Origin of the sequence: Nitrospira sp. SG-bin1 (assembly GCA_002083365.1) — a bacterium.
Lineage (GTDB): Bacteria > Nitrospirota > Nitrospiria > Nitrospirales > Nitrospiraceae > Nitrospira_D.
Map to the genome: position 1 here is coordinate 1 of LVWS01000037.1, position 23601 is coordinate 23601.

21 protein-coding genes and 1 pseudogene are annotated in these 23601 nt (G+C 57.1%); 7 read left to right on the top strand and 15 right to left on the bottom strand.

Going from position 1 to position 23601, the window contains the following annotated elements; translation table 11 throughout:
• Positions 1 to 872: 872 nt before the first annotated feature.
• Positions 873 to 1439, bottom strand: a pseudogene (locus A4E19_00005) (uracil-DNA glycosylase).
• Here A4E19_00005 and A4E19_00010 point away from each other — a divergent pair.
• Entirely contained in the window at positions 1438 to 2157 is a 720-nt protein-coding gene (locus A4E19_00010; protein ID OQW31746.1) for a hypothetical protein, read from the top strand. The pseudogene A4E19_00005 and the gene A4E19_00010 sit on opposite strands and share 2 nt — an antisense overlap.
• Positions 2158 to 2463 carry a hypothetical protein gene (locus A4E19_00015; protein OQW31747.1) on the top strand — a complete coding sequence of 102 codons (306 nt, stop codon included), beginning with the start codon at positions 2158 to 2160 and terminating at the stop codon, positions 2461 to 2463.
• 220 nt (positions 2464 to 2683) lie between these two features.
• Here the strand turns inward: A4E19_00015 and A4E19_00020 are convergent, their stop codons facing one another.
• From A4E19_00020 to A4E19_00045, 6 genes are all read right to left on the bottom strand, one after another.
• Positions 2684 to 4021 (bottom strand): hypothetical protein, encoded by a 1338-nt coding sequence (locus A4E19_00020; protein ID OQW31748.1) that lies wholly within the window; start codon positions 4019 to 4021, stop codon positions 2684 to 2686.
• Positions 3997 to 4857 (bottom strand): squalene synthase HpnD, encoded by an 861-nt coding sequence (locus A4E19_00025; protein ID OQW31749.1) that lies wholly within the window; start codon positions 4855 to 4857, stop codon positions 3997 to 3999. The genes A4E19_00020 and A4E19_00025 overlap by 25 nt, the downstream gene beginning before the upstream one ends.
• Positions 4854 to 5795: a hypothetical protein gene (locus A4E19_00030; GenBank protein OQW31750.1), complete on the bottom strand. Its 942-nt coding sequence runs from the start codon at positions 5793 to 5795 to the stop codon at positions 4854 to 4856. Before A4E19_00030 ends, A4E19_00025 begins: the two co-directional genes overlap by 4 nt.
• Before the next feature lie 4 nt (positions 5796 to 5799).
• Entirely contained in the window at positions 5800 to 6483 is a 684-nt protein-coding gene (locus A4E19_00035; protein OQW31751.1) for a hypothetical protein, read from the bottom strand.
• A gap of 128 nt (positions 6484 to 6611) precedes the next feature.
• On the bottom strand, positions 6612 to 7370 hold the full coding sequence (locus A4E19_00040; protein ID OQW31752.1) for a hypothetical protein: 759 nt from the start codon (positions 7368 to 7370) through the stop codon (positions 6612 to 6614).
• A gap of 117 nt (positions 7371 to 7487) precedes the next feature.
• On the bottom strand, positions 7488 to 9218 hold the full coding sequence (locus tag A4E19_00045) for a hypothetical protein (GenBank protein ID OQW31753.1): 1731 nt from the start codon (positions 9216 to 9218) through the stop codon (positions 7488 to 7490).
• Between the two features lie 118 nt (positions 9219 to 9336).
• Here A4E19_00045 and A4E19_00050 point away from each other — a divergent pair, with 118 nt between their 5' ends.
• The 3 genes from A4E19_00050 to A4E19_00060 all read left to right on the top strand — a co-directional run bounded on the left by A4E19_00050 (position 9337) and on the right by A4E19_00060 (position 11622).
• Complete coding sequence (locus A4E19_00050; GenBank protein OQW31795.1) at positions 9337 to 9750, top strand: secondary thiamine-phosphate synthase enzyme; 414 nt, start codon at positions 9337 to 9339, stop codon at positions 9748 to 9750.
• Between the two features lie 117 nt (positions 9751 to 9867).
• Positions 9868 to 10881 carry a hypothetical protein gene (locus A4E19_00055; protein ID OQW31754.1) on the top strand — a complete coding sequence of 338 codons (1014 nt, stop codon included), beginning with the start codon at positions 9868 to 9870 and terminating at the stop codon, positions 10879 to 10881.
• A 93-nt stretch (positions 10882 to 10974) separates the two neighbouring features.
• Complete coding sequence (locus A4E19_00060; GenBank protein OQW31755.1) at positions 10975 to 11622, top strand: hypothetical protein; 648 nt, start codon at positions 10975 to 10977, stop codon at positions 11620 to 11622.
• Between the two features lie 123 nt (positions 11623 to 11745).
• Here the strand turns inward: A4E19_00060 and A4E19_00065 are convergent, their stop codons facing one another.
• From A4E19_00065 to A4E19_00085, 5 genes are all read right to left on the bottom strand, one after another.
• Complete coding sequence (locus tag A4E19_00065) at positions 11746 to 13143, bottom strand: hypothetical protein (GenBank protein ID OQW31756.1); 1398 nt, start codon at positions 13141 to 13143, stop codon at positions 11746 to 11748.
• A gap of 87 nt (positions 13144 to 13230) precedes the next feature.
• Positions 13231 to 14079, bottom strand: a complete 849-nt coding sequence (locus tag A4E19_00070; protein ID OQW31757.1) for a hypothetical protein — start codon at positions 14077 to 14079, stop codon at positions 13231 to 13233.
• Positions 14076 to 15014, bottom strand: coding sequence for a hypothetical protein (locus A4E19_00075; GenBank protein OQW31758.1), 939 nt, complete (start codon positions 15012 to 15014; stop codon positions 14076 to 14078). Before A4E19_00075 ends, A4E19_00070 begins: the two co-directional genes overlap by 4 nt.
• 85 nt (positions 15015 to 15099) lie before the next feature.
• Positions 15100 to 16656: a hypothetical protein gene (locus tag A4E19_00080; protein OQW31759.1), complete on the bottom strand. Its 1557-nt coding sequence runs from the start codon at positions 16654 to 16656 to the stop codon at positions 15100 to 15102.
• Positions 16653 to 18461, bottom strand: a complete 1809-nt coding sequence (locus tag A4E19_00085) for a hypothetical protein (GenBank protein OQW31760.1) — start codon at positions 18459 to 18461, stop codon at positions 16653 to 16655. Before A4E19_00085 ends, A4E19_00080 begins: the two co-directional genes overlap by 4 nt.
• Positions 18462 to 18593: 132 nt before the next feature.
• On the opposite strand from A4E19_00085, the gene A4E19_00090 reads away from it, so the two are divergent.
• Positions 18594 to 19232, top strand: a complete 639-nt coding sequence (locus A4E19_00090) for a hypothetical protein (protein OQW31761.1) — start codon at positions 18594 to 18596, stop codon at positions 19230 to 19232.
• Positions 19233 to 19237: 5 nt separating this feature from the next.
• Positions 19238 to 19561, top strand: a complete 324-nt coding sequence (locus A4E19_00095) for a hypothetical protein (GenBank protein OQW31762.1) — start codon at positions 19238 to 19240, stop codon at positions 19559 to 19561.
• 535 nt (positions 19562 to 20096) lie between these two features.
• Here A4E19_00095 and A4E19_00100 read toward each other — a convergent pair.
• From A4E19_00100 to A4E19_00110, 3 genes are all read right to left on the bottom strand, one after another.
• Positions 20097 to 21635 carry a glucose-6-phosphate dehydrogenase gene (locus A4E19_00100; protein ID OQW31796.1) on the bottom strand — a complete coding sequence of 513 codons (1539 nt, stop codon included), beginning with the start codon at positions 21633 to 21635 and terminating at the stop codon, positions 20097 to 20099.
• An 87-nt stretch (positions 21636 to 21722) separates the two neighbouring features.
• Positions 21723 to 22616, bottom strand: coding sequence for a 6-phosphogluconate dehydrogenase (locus A4E19_00105; GenBank protein OQW31763.1), 894 nt, complete (start codon positions 22614 to 22616; stop codon positions 21723 to 21725).
• A gap of 137 nt (positions 22617 to 22753) precedes the next feature.
• Positions 22754 to 23539 (bottom strand): hypothetical protein, encoded by a 786-nt coding sequence (locus A4E19_00110; GenBank protein ID OQW31764.1) that lies wholly within the window; start codon positions 23537 to 23539, stop codon positions 22754 to 22756.
• Positions 23540 to 23601 lie beyond the last annotated feature (62 nt).

Genomic DNA, 23601 nt, shown 5'->3' on the forward strand with positions numbered 1-23601 from the left:
TCGTGTAAACATGAATTAATCAGACGTTCCTTAATAGATATGATGATATGTTCATCCATATGCGGGACTTGATGCAGCAAGATTTGGGACCTGATGACAGCGTTGTGTTCGTGGACGATTTTGCTGGAACGGGAGATCAGGTATGTGGCAGTTGGTCGGAAGAAGTTACCGAGCTTCTTCCTGGTGGTCCAAAGACCTACCTTGTACTTGTCGGCGCAAGTGCTAGTGCTCGCCAGGCAATTTCCAAGGCGACAGGTTTGACGGTAGCCGCATCATTTGAGTTAGACGATTCCGATGGGGTCTTCAATGATGCTTGTACGCATTTTGATGAATGTGAAAAGCAGACTCTATTAGAGTATTGCAAAAAGGCAGATAAACATTCACCTAAAGGATATGGAAACTGTGGATTCGTGGTGGTATTTGCGCATCGGTGTCCAAACGATTCAATTCCAATTCTTCACTGCGATCATGCTAAGTGGAGAGGACTTTTTAGGAGATATCACTAGAGACTAAAGGATTGTTGCCACGCAGGCATCGTTTGGCTTCATCTACAGGCTGGCCAAAATGGCGACATTCTCACCCTCCCAACCCCGGCGCGCCATGACGCGCCGTTCCGCGGACGAGGCCGCAGTGAGCGAAGGGCTAGGAGGTACATACCAAGCTTTGCTTGAACCTCTCGCCCCGATCATATGCGAGCGGATAGGTATCTTGCCTTCGACCTTCTGTACGTTGAGCCTCTGAGCGACGCGAGAACAAAGCTGGCGGACTTTTTCACCAGACTGCTAGCCGAACAGATCCATCTGTGCCGGTTGTGGTGATTCAATATTCAACACTGGTGCGGCGGGGGCAGGGGCTGCACTGGTCGGCTCGGCCGGTGTGGAGTGGCGGTCGAGAAAGTCTTTCAGTTTCTTGAAATCCTCTTTCAGCGTGGGAAGGAGGTTACCTTGATGCAGGGCGGCGGCGGGGTGCAGCAGCGGAAAGATGACGAAGTCCTTCATGTAGAAGGCTTGTGCCTTCACTTTGGTGATGCCGACCTTGCGTTCCAGAAGCGTCTGAGTGGCCCAGTTTCCCAGGGTGCAGACTAGCTTTGGCCGAATCAACTGGATCTGCTGCATCAGGAACGGCTTGCAGGTTTCCACTTCGTCTGGTTCTGGGTCACGGTTGTTTGGGGGCCGGCACTTGATGACGTTTGCAATATAGATGTGATCGCGCGAGAGGCCGGCTGAAGCCAGCAGGTCGTTCAAGAGTTTCCCCGCCGCTCCGACGAACGGCTCGCCCTTCTGATCTTCATTGAAACCTGGCGCTTCTCCCACAAACATGATACTGGCGTGAGGGTTCCCCACGCCGAAGACGACCTGACTGCGGCCCAGCTTGGCCAGCTTGCAGCGGTCGCAGTTCACCAGGGATTGGGCGAGGTCTTGGAGCGGAGTGAGCGTCATGAGTCGTGAGGGTGAAAAAATTGGTGGCAGTATCTTAAAAACGGACAGCCGGGATGTCAACCGAGATCATGAGATCAAAGGACGAGGAGTGGCAGCGATGAAATTCACGAAAATAACAAGCATGTTGTTGACGATGGTGCCGGCGCTGGCCGCCGCGGCTTCCGTGGAACTGGCGGCCTTCGCCGATAAGCCATTCTGTGAACGAGTGGCGGCATTGTTCGGAGAACAGTTGGCCCTGGATGAGAAGGTCTCACGACCGGTGCGGTGGGAGCCGGTTGTATTGCATGGGCAGGGGCCCCCAACGCGGCGCTGCTCGAACCTCGACAAGACGTTCCTGGACTTGGACAACGACGGACGGCAAGATCTCGTGGTGAAGACGACCTTTTGCATGAAGACCGCACCGAGCGACAGTTTCTATGTGTTTCCCGCCGACAGCACCGTGCTGGAACAAGCCACCTGGCAAGACTTGAGTCCGCTGTTGGCGACCGCCAGTAAGTTTGAACGAACCGGCGGAACCTATCCACTGAACGCGCTCAGGATCGACAAGGTCTCCACCGTTCCCGTGCTGAGGACATCCTTTTCTCTTCAGCCCTTCATGCTTGATGATCAAGCCTATATTGGGCTGACGGATACCAGACGGGAGTGGATGGTCATTGCAAAATACCGGGGCGGCGAACGATTCGAGGATCTGTGTTACCTACGTACGCGTACGCCTTAGTTGGCAGACGTTCAAAAAGACCGTTCAGCGCGGCCGCAGCGAGCGAAAGGCCGAGGAGGTACATACCAAGCTTTGCTTGAACCGCGCCTCGATCATATGCGAGCGGATAGGTATCTTGCCTTCGACTTTCGGTACGTTGAGGCCTTGAGTAATGCAAGAACAACGCTGGCGTACTTTTTCAACGTTCTGCTACTCGACTCGATACCCTTTTGCCGCAAGACAGGTATCCCGCATCGCGTTGATCGTGGAAAGGCCATGCAGGGCACGGGTATGGTCGGCCAGAGTCCGTGGGCCGGAACCCAATGAAAAGGGGAAGTTCTGGCTGTAAAAGTGCCGGTCGTTCGCCACTCTCGCCTTGAATTCACACTCCCGATAGTCTCGTTCCACCTCATAGCGGCTGAATCCAACAGGGTGGCCTCCGCGCTCATAAGGACTGGTGGCACAGCCCTACACGATCAGTGAAAGGAAAGCGGAGATGTGAGCCTGCGGAGTCATGGGACACAGGTATCATCGGCACAGTCCCGCGTCAAGCTCCAGAGTCCGTGACGATGTCGGCACAGCGACGGGCACTGACGAGCGTGCTCTCCAGATTGGCAGGCCATCCGGTGTCCGTCCACGCCCCGGTGACGAGCATATTTTGGATGGGGCTCTGTTGAATCGGCCGAAGCCGAGCAGCACCCGGTGCGAGCACCAGTGCTGCTTGGTGCTCACGAATGACTGAGTGAACGATCACCTCTTCCCTGGCCGTTCCGGAGAAGAGCCGGCAGATTTCGGTTTGCGCCATATCGATCAGCTGTTCATCGGTTAACTTGGCATGCTGGTCAGCGAGGGTAGAGAGCCGATATCCGATCTCGCCGGCATCGCCCGATGCACTGGTGAGCTGGTGGAACGGTCGGCCTGGAAGGAGGAGGAGGCGCGGCTGCGGTATGGGAGATGAACAGCTCAATTGAATGACAACTCCGCTCACATTGCGAAGTTCAGTCAACTGTGCGAAGTAGGCGTAATGTGTCAGCAGCCGTTCCGGCAGCAGCTGCAGGAGGTTCTCATAGGAAAGTGCAACGATGTACCGGTCGGCCCGCAGTCTGGTCTCGTCGTGAAGTCGGACTTCGCTCACGCCGGTCTGTCCAAACCGAAGGGTAGGACGATGGCTCAGCGAGATGATTTTCACCTGATTCTGTTGGAGCGCTTGTTTCATGGGCTCGATGAATCGGTGACCGACGGAGCCGGTCAAGCCTGTGAGTTTCGCGTCCGACGCCTCACGCAGAAACACGGTTGAAAGCAGATGGACGAACATTGCAGCGGAGAGACGGGCCAGCAAGTTGCCGGCCAACCATTGAGCGAGTGGATCCCAAATCCGTTCTCGGGCTTCGGCACTTTGTCCGGTTGACGTGAGCCATTCTTCCGCAGTCCGATTTTCTAGATCCGCCGGGAGGGTTTGGGCCTCTTCCCAAATTTGTTCGACATGGGAGAACAGTCTCCACCGGTCCTGCCAGGAAAGGCCTTGGAAGCTGAAGAGGCTCATCATCCACTGAAACGCTCCGGGGAGGCGCGCGGATTGATAGGGGACGATTCGTCCATCGGGCAATCGAAATTCCAGGGGAATCGTGCGGTCGGCTGGCAGAGGCCGGTCTCGATCAAGTGCACGAAGGACTCGGATCGTCTCCCGGTGGCAACCGAGCACAATCGGCCCGGGATCGGATGCCCCCGTTCCGAAGCCATCGAGCCACTCAGGATAATCCAACAGGGTAATGTGGTCGCCCTGCTGGTGTAGGTGGTACGCGGTCGTCAAGCCGGCGAGTCCGGCTCCAAGAATGAGAACGGTACGTGGGGGGTGAGCCGTCACGAGAATCGGGAGCGGAGCCAAATTCGTAAGGCGATCATAACCCGTTGGGTAGTCGTCAGGGTGATACGGGACCCGAAGACTTGATAGTCGGACCGTTCGATCCGTTCCAGGATCCGACTGTAGATGCCGCGCATGATCTCGGCCACCGTCAGTGCACGACGCTCCTGAGGCGGCAGTTCCTTGAGAGCCGCATCGGCTTTTTTGTAGTAGTGGTGCGCTCGTGATGCCTCGTACTCCATCAATGCTCGGAATTCAGCGGAATAGCTCCGGTTGAGCATGGCTTTTTCGGGATAGTTCCATTTTTGCATATCATCCAACGGCAGATAGATTCGACGTTCGGCGGCATCCGTTCCCACGTCGCGCAGGATATTCGTCAATTGGAAGGCCATGCCGAGGGCCACCGCATAGTCCTGCGCGCGCGGCGACGTGACGCCGAACACATGCAAGCAGATGAGCCCCACGACGGAGGCGACACGATAGCAATAGAGCGACAGCTCATCGAACGTGATGTACCGATTGTTGAACAGATCCATCTCGACGCCCTTGATCAATTCTTCAAAGTACGCCTTGGGAATGCCCAAGGTCTTCACATGGTGAGCGAGACTCACCATGATGGGCGTCGTGGGAGTGCCGGAATACACCGCATCGAGCTCCTCGCGCCAACGGTGCAATTCGTTTTTGGGGTTGCTTCCCGCCACCGGTTCGTCGACGGCACTGTCGACGGCTTTACAGAAGGCATAGATCGAGTACATGGCGTCGCGCTTGGCTTTGGGAAGGAACAGGAAGGAATAGTAAAAGTTGCTGCCGCTTTTCTTCGTGTACGCCGTGCAATAGGCTTGAGCCTCAGAGACCGTCATGGCGCGCAGCTCGCAGTGAATGTCGTGGCTTGAAGTTTGATCGCTTTTGCCGGATCCAGCGGCCGATCGGGGCTCGGGTGTAGAATGGCCGCGAGCAACTCCACCCCGTCGACCAGCCGAGGACCGGGACGGCTGAAAAAGGACGCTGCATCGACGACGTAGAAATCCGGCCCCTGTCCGTGGGCCAGCCGCCATGCGTCACCGGTGCGTCCGGCGCACCGGAGCTCGTTCAGCGTCCGCTCGACGGAATACCCGCAGGGCATTACAAGGATGACGTCCGGCCGAGCGGCTTTCACGGCGTGCCATGTCGTTTCATGCGAGGGAGCGTCCGGAGAACCAAGGACATCGCGACCACCCGCCGACTCAACCATTTCGGGAACCCAATGGCCTGCCACATAGAGAGGATCCAGCCATTCAAGGCACACTACGCGCGGGCGCGCGGGTGCCCTGCCGGTTTCCGAACGTACCTGATCGATCCGACGCCGGAGCTCGTGGGCGAGCGCACGTCCCTTGTTGAGGGCGCCCGCCGCCTCGGCGATGCGCTCGATATCGTGGATCATGTCGTGTAACGTCGTGGGGCTCAGCGTGAGCACTTCCGGCCGATGGGGAAGTGAGTCGATCGCGCGTGTGAGTTGGTCCGGTGTGACCGAGCAGACGTGACACAGATCTTGCGTCAGGACAAGGTCCGGACAGGCTCGGGAAAACGCGTCCTCGTTGAGTCGATAGAGCCTCTGTCCCGCCGCAACCAGTTCTTTGACCTGCCGGTCGATTGCCTCCCCGGAGCCTCCGTCCTTTCCGACCAGGGGTTCGATCATAATGGGAACATGTCGAACCGAGACAGGAAAGTCGCATTCGTGGCTGATACCGACCAATTGATCAGTGAGGCCCAGCGCGGCGACCACTTCTGTTGCCCCGGGAATGAGTGAGCAGATTCTCATGGTGTTATGTCGGCCACAAGCGGTCGCGCAACTCCTTGAGGCTTGTGGTACTCAAGCTATCGCTGACGGCATCGGCCTCATGGAGGTCTTGCCTGGTATGTGTGTTGGCGACCGCCAAGACCTTCATGCCGGCTGATCGGGCGGCCCGGATGCCGGGGAGCGAGTCTTCGATGACCAAGCAGGAATCCGGCGAAATCGAAATTGTGGAAGATTGGCGGTTTAATCCAGCCAGAGCCTGCAGGAACGGTTCGGGATTCGGTTTTCCATGTGTCACATCCTCGGCGCTGATGACGTGTCGAAATGCTTGTCGGATACCGATTTGCTCCAACACCAATTCGATTTCAACGCGCAGAGCACCCGAGGCGATGGCAATGGGGTACGCAACCGCGGCAGTCTCGACGAATTCTCTGACCCCTGGAAACACCACCAAGTGATCCTTGATCGAGGACAAATAGGCGGCGGCCTTTTTCGCCATCAATTCTTCGACCAGCGAGGGAGAGATCGGGCGCCGATGGGCACGGAGTGCCTCCAGGATACATCCACGATCATCGAAGCCGAGATAGTCGGCGTAATACTCTTGTTCGGTCACCACGATCTCGACGCCTGCCAGCGTCCGGCGGAGACTGTCGAAGTGGAGCGGTTCGGTGTCGGCGATGACACCGTCGAAGTCGAAGATGACGGCGCGCATGGATGTCTGAGGCTCGTGGTGGCTCATGTCTATGGATAATCGGGGCGCGAACGGGCGGCATTATAACACAGAGGGCGGTGATCGTCTCACCGCCCTCTGTGTCCGACAAGTATGGTGCAAGCCGATGATCAGGGTTTCAATTTAAGCTGCTTTTCAGATAACCAACCTTTCGTGCCGTAGTCACTGCGGACGGAATAGACCCACCCATCGGCCTGCAGATCACCGTCGAGGATGGTGAACGCGGTTCCCGGTGGAATGGCCGGTCCCTGTCTTGTTCCTTCCGCATCCTGAAAGAGGGTCACTTTTGCTCCTGGATTCGTAGGATCCGCAAGGACGCTGACGCGTTGACCTTCGCTGAACATCGGGGACGGTGACGCAGTGAGGGGCGCAGTCGGTGTTGGTGGCGGAGAAGTCGGTATCGGAGCCGAATCTGTCGGCGTCGGTGGGGAGGATGGAGGTACCGTCGTCGGTGCTGCGGCCTGAGGATTCTCGACCGGTGCTGCAGGAGCTGGAGTCGGCGTAGTGGCTTGAGGCTGAGCGCTCGGCGTAAGAGGAGTCGGTCTCGGGGGCGCAGGTCTTCTGGCGACAGGCGGTTGTGGTTGCGGGGCCGGCGATTCACCGAGCAGCGGCCCGACATAGTCCATGATCATCTCAGGCTCCATCGCGACATAGGCGCCTGCTCCGATCACGAGCAACACAAGAACCCACAACAGTGGCCGCCCACCGGATTTCTTGGGCGGTTTCATGGGGGATGGTGATCGAACCGTGGTGGTCTGTTCCAGCTCCTCTTCCGTGAATTCCAGGTCCGGTTCCGGTTGACGGGCAAAAAACAGATTCCAATTCAGAGGACTGCCGACGAACGACGGACCCCCGGCTATAGCAGACATGCGCACCTCCCTCCAACGGACAGCATCGCGGTATCTGAAAAGGTACTTATCACCAAGGCTAGGGCCTGTCAATTTTGTACGAGTTTTCGACGGAGTTTCCTCGGCAAGGAAGGCGACTCAACATGACTGCACGTGGGAGCAGGACAGCACTTGGTGCGCTCGACTGCCGGTCCGGTAGACGGTCAGTCCTTTGCAGCCCAGTTCATGAGCGAGCAGGAAAGCGGCGGCGACGTCCTTGGTCGTGGCCGTAGAAGGTAAGTTGATCGTTTTTGATACGCCGCTGTCACTGTGCCGCTGAAAGACCGCTTGCATCCGGACATGTTGTTCCGGCGCGACATCATGTGCGGTCAGGAACAGCCGACGAAGATCCGCTGGGACGAGTGAAAGATGCTGTATCGATTCCTGTCGACCGATTTCCCGCCGTAACGTTGCGAGAGGAAGTCCGCGGGCTGTGGCTTGCTTGATAAACTCCGGATGCAACCGTTCGAGCCGTATCTCTTCCATGATGGTGTGGACGACGCTGACCCCATACAACGGCTCGATTCCCGCGGAGCAGTCGGCCAGGATGCTGATGGTGCCGGTGGGAGCAATGGTCGTGACCGTGGCATTGCGCCGGCGAAGACCCTTGGCTTCAAGGCGGCTTCCTGTATAGGCGGGAAAGGGTCCTCGTTCCTGTGCGAGTTGATGGGATGCGTTGTGGGCATGCGATCGAATGAATCCCATGAGCTGATCGGCAACCTGAAGAGCTCCCTCCGTGTCGTACGGAATGCCAAGCCGGATCAACAGATCGGCGAAGCCCATGATCCCGAGACCGATTTTCCTGGTCTGTTTGGTGTGCGTCTCGACCGACGTCAAAGGAAAGCGGGTTCGATCGAGCACATTGTCGAGAAATCGAACAGCCAGTGGAATGATGGCTGCGAGCCGCTCATAGTCGATGGTCATCTTCCCCCGGCGCGGAGTGAGAAATCGAGCGACATTGATCGATCCGAGCGTACAAGATTCATAGGCAAGAAGCGGTTGTTCGCCGCACGGATTGGTGGCCTCGATCTGCCCAAGATGCGGCGTGGGATTCGCTTTGTTGATGGTATCGAGAAAAAGAACACCCGGTTCCCCGGATTGCCATGCGGCGTCCACGAGTCGGTCGAACACCATGGATGCGGAAAGGCGCCGCACGAGCTTTGCGGTCCGTGGATTAATAAGCGGATACGACTGGTTTCGTATGACCGCCCGCATGAAGCCGTCGGTCAGACCCACCGACAGGTTGAAGTTCGTCATTTCGTTCGGCCGTTGCTTCACCGCGATGAAATCCAAGATGTCGGGATGATCCACTCTCAGAATACCCATGTTGGCGCCCCGTCTCGTCCCTCCCTGCTTGATGACATCCGTGGACAGGTTGAAGACGCGCATGAAGGAAACGGGGCCCGACGCGAGTCCATTGGTGGTCGCGACGCGGTCGGCGTGAGGTCGGATATGGCTGAACGAGAATCCGGTTCCGCCTCCCGACTGATGGATCAGTGCTTGATGCTTGACGGCTTCGAAGATCGATTCCAGTGAATCGTCCACCGGCAATACGAAACATGCCGAGAGCTGTTGAAGCGGCCGTCCGGCATTCATTAAAGTTGGTGAATTCGGGAGGAAAGCCAACGACGCCATCGCCTCGTAGAATTCGCGGGCGAGACGGCGTCGGTGGGGCAGGGGCTCAACCGACGCAATGTCATCGGCCACGCGATGGAACATGCCTGCCGGTGATTCAACGGTGGTGCCCCGTTCGTTCTTTACCAAGTAGCGTTGGCGCAAGACCGTGAGGGCGTTCGGCGACAGTTTCGGGGGTCTGAATTGGGCGCTCATATCAAGTCGATGCCATTATAGCCTCTTCACCGGAGGCGGAACAGGTTTGACAGGTGTATCGTCCGGAGCCTCTTGCATGTTCGCCAAGAGGGCAGGCACAATGCGGTTGGCCACGATCATGAAGTCCTACCGCGAAGAACTCTGGTTGGAGACCAAGACGAGACGAGCCTACATCAATATCACACCCCGCATCGAGACCGTGGTCAAGAAGAGCGGGATCCGGGAAGGTCTTGTCTTGGTGAACGCCATGCACATCACCGCCAGTGTGTACATCAATGACGATGAGGCGGGTCTCGTGCAGGATTATGATGATTTCTTAGAGCGTCTCGCCCCGCAGAAGGCGGTGTATCGGCATAACGACACGGGTGAAGACAACGGTGATGCTCATCTGAAACGACAGGTGATGGGGCGGGAAGTCATCGTGGCAATTACCGAGGGCCGGCTCGACTTCGGCCCCTGGGAACAAATTTTTTATGGTGAGTTCGACGGATGTCGTCGCAAACGCGTTCTCGTGAAGATTATCGGCGAATAGGAATGCGCGACGAATGGCGAGTATTCGTTCTGAGGCTTGCATGGGTGGGAAAAGTTTGGCAACATGCAGTCTGTATTGTCGAGCCATGACCGCAGGTGCGCGCAGTAGGGAGCCTCGATGTTAGGCTGGTCTCGCCCCGATCCACTCACACGGGATCTCATTCATCTCATCAATGCCCGTCGTCACGATCACGGTGACACCGATGATGCGATCGACACCTTGCAGGCGTTTTTGGAGCAGGGACGCGAACATGATCTGTTGACCGTGCTGGCCGCGCTCGACGAAGAAATGGCCGAATGGCTCTTCGATCTGGTCGCCGAAGCGAGTTGCACGTTGCTGTTGGACGGGCTGAACGAAGAAAAGCCGACGTACGCCACGATGGCGGCCTTGGAGCTTCCTCTCCAGGCGAACTTAACCGCTCCGCTCAAGCTGAAGGTCGATCCGATCGCTACAGCCGATCTCCTGCACAAGTATCTCCAGCTTCCCGCGGGAACGGTCGTTCGCGTTGAGTCGCGTCTCTTGACCGATGCCACTCTGGAAATGTTGAATCTGCAATTGCTTCACGACCACCTTGTGACGGTGGCCGATTCCAGACGAGCCCAATCCGTGGCGGCGCGGGTGCTCCCTCCGGTCGAAAACACCGCGTTTCTTCTGTTCCAGTTGATCGGCGCTCCTGATCCGGGTTTGCCGGATGCGTGGGAAGACGGTCAGCGTCGTGAGGTTCTCGAAGGACTGGTGAAGCAGTGTCCGGAGCTGGCCTGTGCGCCGGATATGATCGAGGCGCCGGTGTACGCCGCGTATGCGATGTTCGATGCGCAAAATGCGGTACGTCTCCATCATCTGGCCGATGAGACCGCGGCGGTGTGGAGAGAACTGGATCCGCTGGTGCGCTCCCGCACGATCGTGCATCTCCATACACAATGCGGAAACGGTGTCTATATGCCCGTGTGGACCGATCTGTTCGATCCGGAACTTCCTGACGAACATGGCCCTGTCTGGACCTCTCCCGACGTCTGGGTCTTTACCGCCGATCTTCCGATTGAATGGCCGGGTGAGATGTTGACCAATCGGTTGTTGGCGGAAGGCTGTACGAGATTCGAGAATCACATCGTCGAAACGCCGGATAACTAGCTTCACCCGCTCCTGTCCCATCTCGCCTCCTTCATGTGCCCCTCGATCCAGTTTGTTCGGCGGATTCACCGCTTGCTCAAAACCCCTGTTTCGATGATTTTCCCGCGGCTTTATTTTATTCTCACCGTCATGAAGACCGGCAATCCTGATGACCGTTCCGGAAGAGCCATCACGAACTCCATATCGATAGCTGGTTTGATCTTGGTCTGGACCATCATCTGGGCCAATTTTCCGTCGAAGGAGGAACTCCTCTCGGCACAATCGGTTACCCCGGTCGCTCAAGCGCAGCGCGTACCCGAACTCGATCTCACGATTCCCGGAGTATCCAGTCGACCGATCGACCGTTCAGCGGGTGTCGGCGACGCGGCCTCTGTGAGAGGATTGGAAGGCCTGGCCCTCTCCAGGGACAACCGAGCCAGGCAAGTCGCGGAAGTGAAGTGCGAGGCGGAGGTCCTACAGTACTGCCCCGATTCTCTGGACGGTGAAGACCGGCGGCGTTGTGTGACGCATGGTCTCAAACGATTAACTCCGTCCTGCCAGCAAATCGTACGGCAACGGTTGGTGCGTTGGAAGGAGGCGGAAGGGTATAGGCTCGCTTGCATCGAAGATGTGAAGCGGATCTGTCAGACCGTGGAACCCGGTGATGGCCGAATCCTGCAATGTTTACAGGAACACGAACAAGATCTCTCTGAAGGTTGCTACCAAAGCTTACCCAAAGGTCGCCTCCATCTGCGAAACTGAAGCGTTGTACACCGCATCGCCTCGCCCTTGCTTGATTGGTTAATGTTGAGGAATCATAGACAGTGATGAGGGGAAGGTTCGCCGGAAAGCAAATTCTCTCGTCGAAAAGACGGTACCAGGTAGTTACGCGGCCAGCCCTTCGAGGCAGGATCGAAGCTCGGCGGCGAATTCGCCGGCCCGGCGATAGCGCAGGGCCGGATCTTTTTGCAATGCGCGATCCAAGAGATCTTTTATAACGGGGGGGATATCCGGTCTGATCGCTCTTACGCTGAGATGCGGCGTGTGCGCGATGGCGAACAACAAGGCTGACACGTTGTCCGCTGTAAAGGGCGGCCGACCGGTCAGGAGTTCGAACATCACGACGGCGAGCGAAAAAATATCGGATCGTCCATCCACCTTTTTCCCGGCGATTTGCTCGGGGGACATGTACGTGGGAGTTCCCAAGACGATATTCGTCTGAGTTTTCGAGGACGTGGCCATCTTGGCGATGCCAAAGTCCATGATCTTCACGACATCATCGGCGGTGAGCATGATGTTGGCCGGTTTGATGTCGCGGTGTACGACGCCCTGCTGATGCGCATAATCCATGGCGTCGGCGACGGTGGCGAGTATCGAGATCACTTTCTCGATCGGGAGGAGATTCGGTTTCCGCGACCACTGCGTGAGTGTGGTGCCCTGAAGCATCTCCATCGCGATATAGCCGAGGTCGTCTTCCTCCCCGGCGTCGAAGATCGTGACGATGTTGGGGTGAGACAATCGCCCGGTGGATTCGGCTTCCCGAAAGAACCGAGCTTTCACCTCCTGCAGTTTCTCGCGGTCGTCGATCTCGTCGAGCCGCATGGTTTTGATCGCCACGAATCGCTGAATCGTCGGATCTTTCCCCAGATACACCACCCCCATCGAGCCGCGTCCCAGCTCCTTGAGAACCTTGTAGCGACCGAGTGTGCTGGGCGGACCGTTTTGTGTGGGGAGGGTGCGCGTTGCGGTCCCGGATTCGCCGCGGTCTGGTTCCTGGTCGATGGCGTCGGCATCTTCGGCCGGCGGTACAGGTTCTTTATGCCGAGGCGATGCTGCGGGTATCGCGAAAAAACGACGCAGTGCGTCAAGATGTAGGAGCCAAGCCGCGGTGATCCAAACCCCGATCAGCGTCAATGCGGCCGCGTAGGCCATCGTATAGCGGGTGTGTCCCACACGGTCGAGGAGTGAAAGGCCGGTAATCCGGAGGGACTTATCCACCACGATGACAGTGAACAGCGTTGTGACCGGAAGAACCAGATGTCGCAGAAATGAAAAACCTCGGCCGTTATCCGGCATCTGTCGGAGTGCGCGAAGTGAAAGCATGCAGAGGGCGACCAACCCTGTTCCTTCAATGAGAAGTCGGACGGTTTGGAAGCTGGTCAGGCCGAACAGGGTGAGAGGAAATGACTGTGCAACCGGCAGTTTGCTCAGAATGGGACCGGCAAAGAGCGCGATCAGTGCGACCGACACATATTGAAGGGTCCAACCCGATGCGTTGACCATGGGTGACGAAATCTGAAGCTAGTCAGTAGTCTAGCGGATCCCGAAGAGGAGTCAATGGATTGGGAGAAATATACGGAGGAGACCACATCAGAGCCGTCCGGCGGCTGCCTTCATCTTTGGAAGCAATGAGGTTGGAATGTGCAATGTGCCCTTGCCGATCCCGACTTCGATATCGGGTTTCGTGAGACCATGAAAGTCGCTTCCGCCGGTGACGAGAAGACCGAGTTGACTCGCGAGGCTGAGATATGCTCGAGTCTGTCGCGCTGCATGCGTGCTATAGTAAACTTCCACGCCGTCGAGTCCTTCAGCTTTCAATTGTCGAACCAGATCGGCCAGCGACTGTTCTGCGACCTTGACCCACGTCGGATGGGCCAGCACGGCCAGCCCGCCAGCCGACTTGATCCAGCGAATAGCCTCGACGGGGCTTGGAAGCTCACGCGGAACGTAAGCCGGTTTACCCTCGGCGAGAAACCGATCGAAGGCTTCTTTGGCGGATGTGACGACTTGTTTGTCCATCAAGACGCGGGCGATGTGGGGCCTGCCGATTGAATCGGTGCCGGCGAGCGCACGGACTTCGTCGTAGGTGATGTCCACCCCTAGAGCCTGTAATCGTTCGATAATCTTAGGATTCCGGCGATGACGACTGTCTCGTAGCGTTTTGAGGCGAGCGAGTAAATCGGAACTTTGCCAGTCAAGAAAGTATCCAAGGATATGTAATTCGGAGTTGCCGGCAAGCGAGCTGATTTCCACTCCGGGTACCACTTCGATCCCACAGTGGTTTCCAACCACCATGGCTTCCGCGACGCCGGTCGTGATGTCGTGATCGGTGATCGCCAAGGCCGTTACGCCGGCTCGCTGCGCCATGTTCACCACCTCGGTCGGTGAACAGCTTCCATCCGAGTGGGTTGTATGGAGATGAAGGTCCAGGCGGCTCATGGCGAAGATTCCGGAGATTTGGTTTTTTGGGCCAGCAGTCGGGCCGTATAGACGGACTCCACCCCGCTCGCTCCTTCGTGGAGTCCTTCGTCATAATGGAGAATGCGAAGGCCGCGCGTGAGGTTCAAGAGCTCGCAAGGGGCAAGGCAGAACTCTCGACGCTTTGGATGGTGGCGTTGGATGTGGTTGTCGACGGTAAAAGTTTCGTACAGCAACACGCCACCGGGCTTCAGTGCTTCGATGAAAGAGGGAAAGAGCGGTCTGTGCAAGTAAAAGAAGGTGAGAATGACATCGTACGTTTCATGTCCAAGAGCCGGTGGCTGCGGCGATTGCTCCAGGTCGAGCACTCGCGACCTGAGACCCGTGAGGTGCCGCGTGTGGGCGCTCTGAGAAAGTTGTGCGAGGGCCTGCTCATCATGATCGATGGCTTCGACCTGGTAACCCAACGAGGCGAGGAATAAGGCATGACGCCCGCTGCCGGAAGCCACATCGAGGACCGTGCCTTTAGGAAGCCGATGAAGCTGTTGAATGAGAAACGGGGCCGGTGGAGGGTCCGCACGAACGACCTGCTGCGCGAGTCTGGTACGCTCAATCTCGATCCCAACGGAGCGAGTGACGAAGGAGATCGGAGGGTGCAGTTTCCGCAGCCACAGCTTGATACGGCTGACCGAGAATTCATCGAAGAGAGTGCTCACGAGTCGTTCCGCCAGCGTTTCCAGCAGCTGGGACTCCTGAACGGTTCCAATATCGACGACGCGCTGTGCCACTTTTGCATAGTCGATCGTGTGATCAAGAACATCGGACAATCCGGCCGTCTCAAGCCGACAGTCCAATTCCAAATCGACGGCGAGAGGTTGCGGACGAGCACGTTCTTCAGACGTCACGCCGCAGCGGCCGCGGAACTCCAAGTGCTCGATGACGATCCGTCCCCCCATGAAGGCATTGTCGAAGATCGGATTTCAGACTGTCAAGCGGGGAAGTGAGATGGGGTTGGGGCGAAAAGCGTGATGGCGCGGAGGCCTAGACGAAGTAACGGCTCGTGTCGAATTTGTGTTCCGTATTGTCAACGAGCCGGACGATGCTGTGGCGGTATTCGCCGACGTCGTCTTTCTCGGTCAGATCCAACTCCGGGCCGTTATCGACGGGAGTTCCCTGGGCGTCAGCGATCACCTTGACGAGCGGCCGCTCACTCTCGGTCTTCTCGGCGGCCGGTTTCAGTACGACGGCGAACTCATCCGAGTCGAGGACCACCAAACTTCCGATCGGAATGATTCCCACGCAATTGACGAACAGTTTGAGCAAGGTTGCATCAAAGCTCTTTCCGGATTTGGCAAGCATCATGTCCAAGACTTTCGATGGCGACATCGGTTCCCGGCGGTAGATGCGGGACGATGTCATGGCATCGTAGCAGTCGGCGATCGTGAGGATCCGACCCGTCAGTGACAGCTTCCACGGTGTTCTTAATTTGGGATAGCCGGAATAGTCCAAGTTCATGTGGTGTTCGAACGATGCCGCGGCCATGCGCACTGGAAGATTGGTGATGCCCCGTAATTGCGTGAGGCTCAGGACCCCTTCGGTGGGGTGGTTGCGCATCATCGTCCATTCATCTTCAGTGAACTCCCCCGGTTTATTCAGAACCTCAAGGGGAATGGTTGATTTTCCCATGTCATGAAACAGTGCGGCCAAGCCAAGATCGGCGAGCTCGATTTTTGGGTAGCCGGCCCTGTTGGCGAGCGCGATGGAGAGCAGCGAGACGTTGACGGAGTGATTATGGGTGTATTGATCGTGACAGCGAAGCGTCGTGAGGCCCAGCATGGTCAGCTCGTCCTGCATCATCAAATCGACGATATTCTGAATGGCACGTTTCGCCTGCTTGAAGCTCAGCGCCTTGCCGTCACGGGACGACTGAGTCAGATTGCCGACTGCCTCGGCGGCTTTTCCATACGCCGCTTTGGAACGTGCCTTGCGTCGAGCCGTCGAATTGCCGTCTTCCCCCAGGTCCTCTTTCAGGCTGAGGAGACGAGGGTCCTGAAGGTCAATGCCGGCCACGGCCAGATGCTTCAGCTCTTGCCGGAAGTCTTCGATGGATTTCGTGGCTGGATCGAGACTGACGAAGAGATGGGCAAACTCTCGCAGGTCCTTGGAAGACACCGATGAAGAAAACGTCAACCCGCCGATCTTCCATTTTTTCAAGGCGTCAAGGATGCTCGACACGACCAGCATCTGTTGCGCCGTCACTTTGAGATGGTTCTCGCCGAGGAAGAGGAAATCGTCCTGTACCCACAGGGTGACCGGCTGATCGTGGGCCAGGGTTTCAATGAGAGTCAACATGGTCGCGACGGGTTTGTCCAAGGCGGCATTGGCACGGCCGTGGATCTTCGACGTCTTAATCAACGTATTCAACTGTGTGATGAGCTGGAATCCCAGCATCACCAATTGTTGGTCGAGAATATCTCCGGCTTCTGATCCTTGGCCGATCTTTCGCGCCAGTGATTTTTCGTGGGTCAGAATCGGTTGGATGCTGTCTTCAGCGGGTGGGTTTTGTAGAGGGTGAGATTGGCGTTCTTTCACGATCACTCGTCCTTCTGCGCTGTGCCGGTGGGGGGGATGCCGCGCTGGAGCCGCTGAACTTGCGACAAAGCTGTGGCGCACGCTTGCCGGACCGCAGCGCTTCCTTTTTTGGCTCCATGTGAGAGCGCCGTGATGGCGGTGGGAGTGGCGAGCTTCCCGAGCGTTTCCGCTCCGATGACCGCGAGTTCCTCTTTCTTTCTTCGATTCATCCAGGCCCATTCGGTCATCAGACCTTCCCAATAGGGCACCGCTTCGTCGCCGCATGTGGCGCGGACCGCCTGAAAGACCGCTCGACGCTCACTGACGGGGCGATCCATGAATCCCTCTTCCGACAGAAGAGGAGACCACAGGGAAAAGGAAACGGTGTACTGACCGGACATGAGGAGTTTGAGCGCGGCGAAGCGAACGCCCTCGTCTTCATCGGTGGACAGGGAGACGAGTTTGGACCCATTGCCGTTGGGTTTGAACAGACCGAGGGCGCGAACGACTTCCCGGCGAACCTGCGCGTCGGGGTACCGAATCAATTTCTCGACCGGATCTGCAAACTTGGGATTATTCCACTTGATGAGGATCGAAAGCAGATGACGAACGTAGCCGGGCCTGCGGTCCGATAACGCGCGCAACAAGGGATCCGGATGGTCTTTTGCCAAGACGGAGAGGACTTCCGATACAATGGCTTGATGGACCGGTGACGTGACATTCGCGAGCAGCGAACAGAGAGAGGGGACGGCATCGGCTTTCATCAGCAATAAGATCGTGGAGAGGCCTTTCACGTCGGCGTTGGGGTTTCGGTTGAGATAGCCTTCGATGGCCTTCACCCGTTCGGAACGACCGAGTCCATTGAGGAGAGACGCCAACTGCTGTTTGTGATCTTCGCTCAGATCAGGCCGTACGGTATCCGTTTCGTGAAGGAGACTTAAGACGTTCTCCAGCACGGTCCATTTGCCTTCCCGAAGAAGGGAATCCACGATGGTGCCCCATAGACTGAAGAGTTTTGTCAGTAAGGTCGGAGACATTTCCGAGGCGAGGATGGCGGTCAGCATGTCTAGAATGTACATGAGGCTGTCTTGTTTTCGTTCGGCCTCCACTTCTTGCGCCAGGGCGACAAGTTCTTCGTCCGTCACTTCATAGCCCGCTAGTCCCGATTGGAAACGACTTTTGGCGTTTCCGGAACCGCCGCCGTCGGAGTCGGTCCCCGCTTCGCCTCTCTTCTTGCGTTCCCGCTCCCGATCCAGTAATTCTCGGAGCGTCGAATCGGAGGAACTCATGCTGCTGTCAAGACGGCTGAAGCTGTCGGTTGCTGCCGACGATTTTGAGAGTTCTTCGGCCGTCACGAGCGTGATCGTCGAGAGATTCCGAGACCACAGGCGCGTGACGATGTCATCGTCGTCTTCGTTCGAGTCGGCGTCGCTCCATAGGGAAGCGAGGAACACCGACAGATCCTCTTGTGTAAGGCCTTGATGAAGGACGAGTTCTCGGATGCCGTCGGCGTACAACTTGAAGGCGAGGCTCTCACTTCCGCCATCATTTTCCGCCTGATACACGACCTGGTCTTTGCACAGCAACTCGGATCGTTGAATGAGGAAGGCCAGTTTAGAGTAGGCCGCGAGGTGAGTGGTCAATTCCTCGAGCAGTTGCTGCGTGAATTTTTGGGCGACAGGATTGGTTGAGCCGTACGTCCGGTTCGACTTGGCCGTTTTGTCCAGCAGTTTTAGAATTCGTTTGACGGAGAGGATCTCCGGATCTTCGGCAGTACGTGCGGCGACTGCGGCGGCCATCATTTCTTGCGCGGTTTTGAGATCCGTCGTCATACGTAAGACCTACCGGCAGATCGCCAATCCGTCAAGAAAAGCGCCGTTCTTTACAGTGGACCGCCTCCGGACCTGTGCCGGATCGGCGGCTTGTTTGTCACGAGAGGCCTCGGTAAAATCGAGCCGCACCGTATGAGGAACACTCCACTCGTCATTTGTTTCGGAGATAGCCTGACGGCGGGATTTCAGTCGCCGGGCAGGAACAATCCCTCCGGCCGGGCGACTCCCTATGGGCAGTTCCTGCAAGCGTTGTTGGCTAAGGCCGCGCAGGTCCGTATCTCGGGAATCTGTGGCGAGTTGACGGGCGGAATGGTCATGCGATTTCGGCGCGATGTGCTCGATCATCAGCCAGGCTATGTGCCGATCCTGGGCGGCACGAATGATCTCGGGTGGAACGCGTCTCCTTCCGATATCATGCACAATCTGGTCACGATGTACGACCAGACCTTGACTACGGGTGGTCTTCCTATCCCTGTGACGGTTCCCTCCATTCGCGTGGAAGATACGTCGGCTAGCCGAGAGGGACAGGGATGGGTGGCCGAACATCTTGCCCGGAGAAATCGGTTAAACCAGCTCATTCAAGAGTATTCTGGCTCCAAAGGTCTGGCTTACGTTGATCTATTTACTGTGACGGCTGAACCAGAGAGCGGGCAGCTGGCCGCGATGTATTCGAATGATGGAATCCATCTCACTACCGCTGGGTATAGGTTATTTGCCGAGCATGTGGCTCATATCCTGAGACCGTTGTTGGCGCAAGATCAGCAATCATGAGCTCCATGCTCCAGGCGGTCACTGATCGCGAGTTTGATCGGATGGTAGAGGCAAGCACCGTTCCTGTCTTGGTGGAATTCTGGAAACCGGGCTGTGGTCATTGCCACGTCTTGATGAAGGAATTGGGACAGTTGCAGGAAGAATTTAGCGATCGGATACTCATCCTGACAATGAATGTTGATGAGGAGTTTCAGATCCCCGCCGAACTGGAAGTCTCGTCGCTTCCCGCCCTGGCGCTCTATCGATACGGCGAATTCGTAAGGTTTATCGGAGGGCTTGGAAAGCGAGAGGAGATTGCGAAACAAATTGGGATGGTGTCGGGTCATTGACTTATCCGACGGAAGATTTGAATACATATGGTCACCAGATTCAGTAGAGCTTGTGCAAGTTGTTCCGCAAGACTTCGCAGCTGAATGCACAGTTGGCTAATTCTGCCTCGCATCCCACAATCAGGCCGTTCCATCGAAGGTTGCACCTCGAATTGCTTTGTGATGCTTCAGAGACTTAATAGGGGTGCCGTCATGCTTGCCGTCCCATCGGAATCTCGTGCCGTCGACCGATTTGCAATGTGTCATTGGTTTTCCAATTTGACCTTGGGCTTGCCCTGCAGACGAGTAGGCATTGCCAAGAGGAATGCCGGACATGCCAAGGTTAGTACGTACAAAGACATCGGACCTATGTGGTTTTCTTTTCAGTGTACGTAAGAACAGTAGGATGACGGCTTGCTCTAACACTCCCATGCACTTCGCACATGCTTGTACGAGGTCTAGGGCATTGGAGATAAAAAGCAAGAATCGACGGAGTGGAGAGCGGAAGGAAATACCATCTGATCTGGCTGGCACTCATAGAAAACGAGGGACGGTCTTACAGCATCCGCCAGGTACGCCCGTCGTTTTGGATCAAGCGGTCGGATTCCACCGGTCCCCAGGTCCCCGCTTGATATTCGGGCAGCCACCGCTGCCCAGATTTCTCCCAGGCTTCGAGGATTTGCGTGATCCAAGCCCAGGACGCTTCCACGGCATCGCGCCGCATGAAACGAGAGGCGTCTCCCGCCATCACGTCGAGCAGTAGGCGCTCGTAGGCTTCAGGAGACGGACGACCGAACACTTCTCCATACTTGAAGTGCATTTCGACGGGATGGGTTTGGGCACGTGTGCCAGGCACACGTGAGACGATACGGAGCGAAAGCCCTTCCTCCGGTTGTATTTTCAAGGCTAAGACGTTCGGAGCTTGAGGCGTCTGTCCGCCGGCATTGAACAGGATTTGCGGGATTTCTTTGAACTGCACGGCGACTTCGCTGGCACGCAGAGGTAGGGCTTTCCCTGTTCGCAAGTAAAATGGGACGCCCGACCAACGCCAATTCTCCACGAAACATTTGACCGCTACATAGGTTTCAGTCGTGGAGTTCGGCTTCACTCCTTTTTCACGGCGATAGCCGGGCACCGGCGTGCCGTGCACCGTTCCTTCCGTGTATTGGGCTCGGACGGTGAATTTCTCCACGTCCTTCGCCGTAATCGGGCGCAAGCATCGGAGGACCTCCATCTTGGCGTTCCGCACGACATCCGGATCGAGCGAGTAGGGCGGCTCCATCGCCACCAGACAGAGCAATTGCAACAAATGATTCTGAATCATGTCCCGCAAGGCACCGGCTTCCTCATAGTAAGTTGCCCTGGTCCCCACGCCTTCGGCCTCGCTCACGGTGATTTGAACGTGATCGACGTATTTGTGATTCCAGATGGGCTCGAAAATGCTGTTTGCAAATCGCACGACCATCAGATTCTGAACGGTCTCTTTGCCCAGATAGTGATCGATCCGAAAAATCTGTGACTCGTCGAAGACGCGACCCGTCACTTCGTTGATGGCCTTGGCCGAAGCCAGATCGCGCCCCACGGGTTTTTCCACGATGATGCGTGTATAGGGCGAACGAGCTTCCGGTGTTCCAACGAGGCCGGAATGGGACAAACCTTCGCAGACTGCGGTAAAGGAGCTGGGAGGAATGCTGAGATAGAAAATGCGATTGCCGGGCAATTGGAATTTACGCTCCAGTTCCTCGGCCCGTTCCTTCAGCCGCACATAGGTCTGCGCGTCGTCGTTCCCTCCCGCCAAGTAAAAGAGGTGCTGGGAAAAGGCGCTCCACGTATCTTCGATGAGGGCCTGTCGAGAATGTTTGACGACGCCATCGCGGACGCTGGCGCGGAATTCTTCATCGCTCATGGGAGTGCGGCCCAAGCCGAGCACGACATAGTTCGACGGCAGCAACCCGTCCAGGAGGAGATTGTAGACGGCGGGAATCAGTCGACGGCGGGCCAAATCCCCGGAACCGCCAAAAATGACCAGCGTACAAGGTTCGACGGGGGGCAGCGGCTCTTGGGCGGGACTGATATCGATCCGTTGGCTGTTCATCGAGGCCATCAAGGTCTCCTTAACGGGATGTTGCAAAAGACCGCTGGCGCCGAGGTGTTAGCACACGACCCGCATGGCGCCAGGTGATCATCGCCGGACGGCATGCCCACCGAAGGCATTTCGCAGGGCGGCCAGCATCTTTTCGGCGAACGATTCTTCTTGTCGTGAACGAAACCGCGTGAAGAGCGCTGTCGTGAGGGTGGGAACCGGGACATCTTTCTCGATCGCGTCGGCGATCATCCAGCGGCCTTCTCCGGAGTCTTGGACGTACCCTTTCAGTTTTTCCAGCTTTTGATCCTCTTTGAGCGCGCCCGCGGCCAATTCCAATAACCAGGACCGGACGACGCTCCCGTGCATCCAGAGATCGGCAATCCTGGCCAGATCGAGCTTGTATTCGCTTTTCGACATCAACTCGAATCCCTCGGCATAGCCTTGCATCATGCTGTACTCGATGCCGTTGTGCACCATCTTCACATAGTGCCCGGCCCCGACTGCGCCGACGTGGGCCCAGCCGTTTTCAGGCGCCAGCGTTTTAAACACGGGTTCGAGCCGTTTGACCGCCGTATCTTCTCCGCCGACCATGAGGCAATAGCCGACTTTGAGCCCCCAGATGCCTCCACTCGTTCCCGCATCCACATAGCGGATCCCTTTTTTCTTCAGCTCGGCGGCCCGCCGCACGTCATCATGAAATCTGGTGTTTCCGCCGTCCACGACGATGTCGCCTGGTTGGAGGAGCGCCGCCACCGCCAGGATGGTTTCTTCGGTCGGAGCTCCGGAAGGAACCATGACCCACACGACACGCGGGGCAGTGAGCTTTCCGACGAGATCAGAGAGGGATGACGACCCGACGCAGCCCTGGCCCTCCGCCTGTTTGATCAGATCGTTTGATCGATCGTAGACCACCACACGATGCTGATCGCGCCGAAGACGCGTCACCATGTTCATCCCCATTTTGCCGAGTCCGATGAATCCCAGTTCCATGAGACAGCTCCTTGGCAGCTAGGCCGATGAAAGACCAGAGTGTTACCCAACCATCGAGTGACGGGCCGGATCTCCCCACAAGTCGTCTTCGAAACAACCTTCGCTACATAAAGGCAGCCGACGTTGTTCGCCGACGGTCAGTCGATCCGCGCAGGGTTCGGCACATCCTTAAAGAGAAGATCGGCAAATTGACGACCAAAGTTGAGCCGATCGGCGAGAGTCGCGGCCATCAGGAACTGCCCCCCCAAGTCGGCGAGCGCCGGCTCACGTGAAAACATGAACCGATGAACGTCCACCGGGGCCACCAACCAAAACCCTCTCAAACGAAAGAATGCCGAGATACAATCTTCGTAAAACAACATCAACAGGTAGTGGGCCGTCCCGGGCTTGTCCTCGAAGTCTTGGGCTTTGCCCAGCAGATGGTAACACTCCGCCTTCAAGCGGATCTGTTCGTTGATTGAAGTCGGGGGCGGACCTTGGCGGAAGCGATGGTGGACCTTTTCGATGAGTTTTGCGCAGACGCCGTCATGATCGTAGAGGATTCTGCCTTTTCGAAGCAGCGAAGGGAGGCGGAGCGAGTACGCGAGATCCTCTTCGACCGAGTGGTAGCCATGATAACGGATATCGGCCAAGCGGTCGCCGACCCGGAGGATTTCGTGGCCGTCGGCTTCGCCCTTGACGAGGGCGATCAAATCGATATCGCTGTGGGGAGTGAGGGCCCGCCGAGCTCCTGATCCGACGAGAATGACGCCGACGAGATCACCGCCTCTTCGGCCTTTGATATGCCGCAACGCCACCTCCACATTGACTTCGAAGCCGGGAGGAGGGGGCGATTCTGGCTGCTCCGGTGGTTCCGGGACGTCGAGCAGCTCGGCGTTCAGTTCGTCACGAGTGGGAGTGCTGGTCGTGAGGTGTGTGTCCATGACGTGCTCTAAATTTAGCGCGATAAATCATGTTCGGAAGCGTAATGAATAGATCCTCGGAA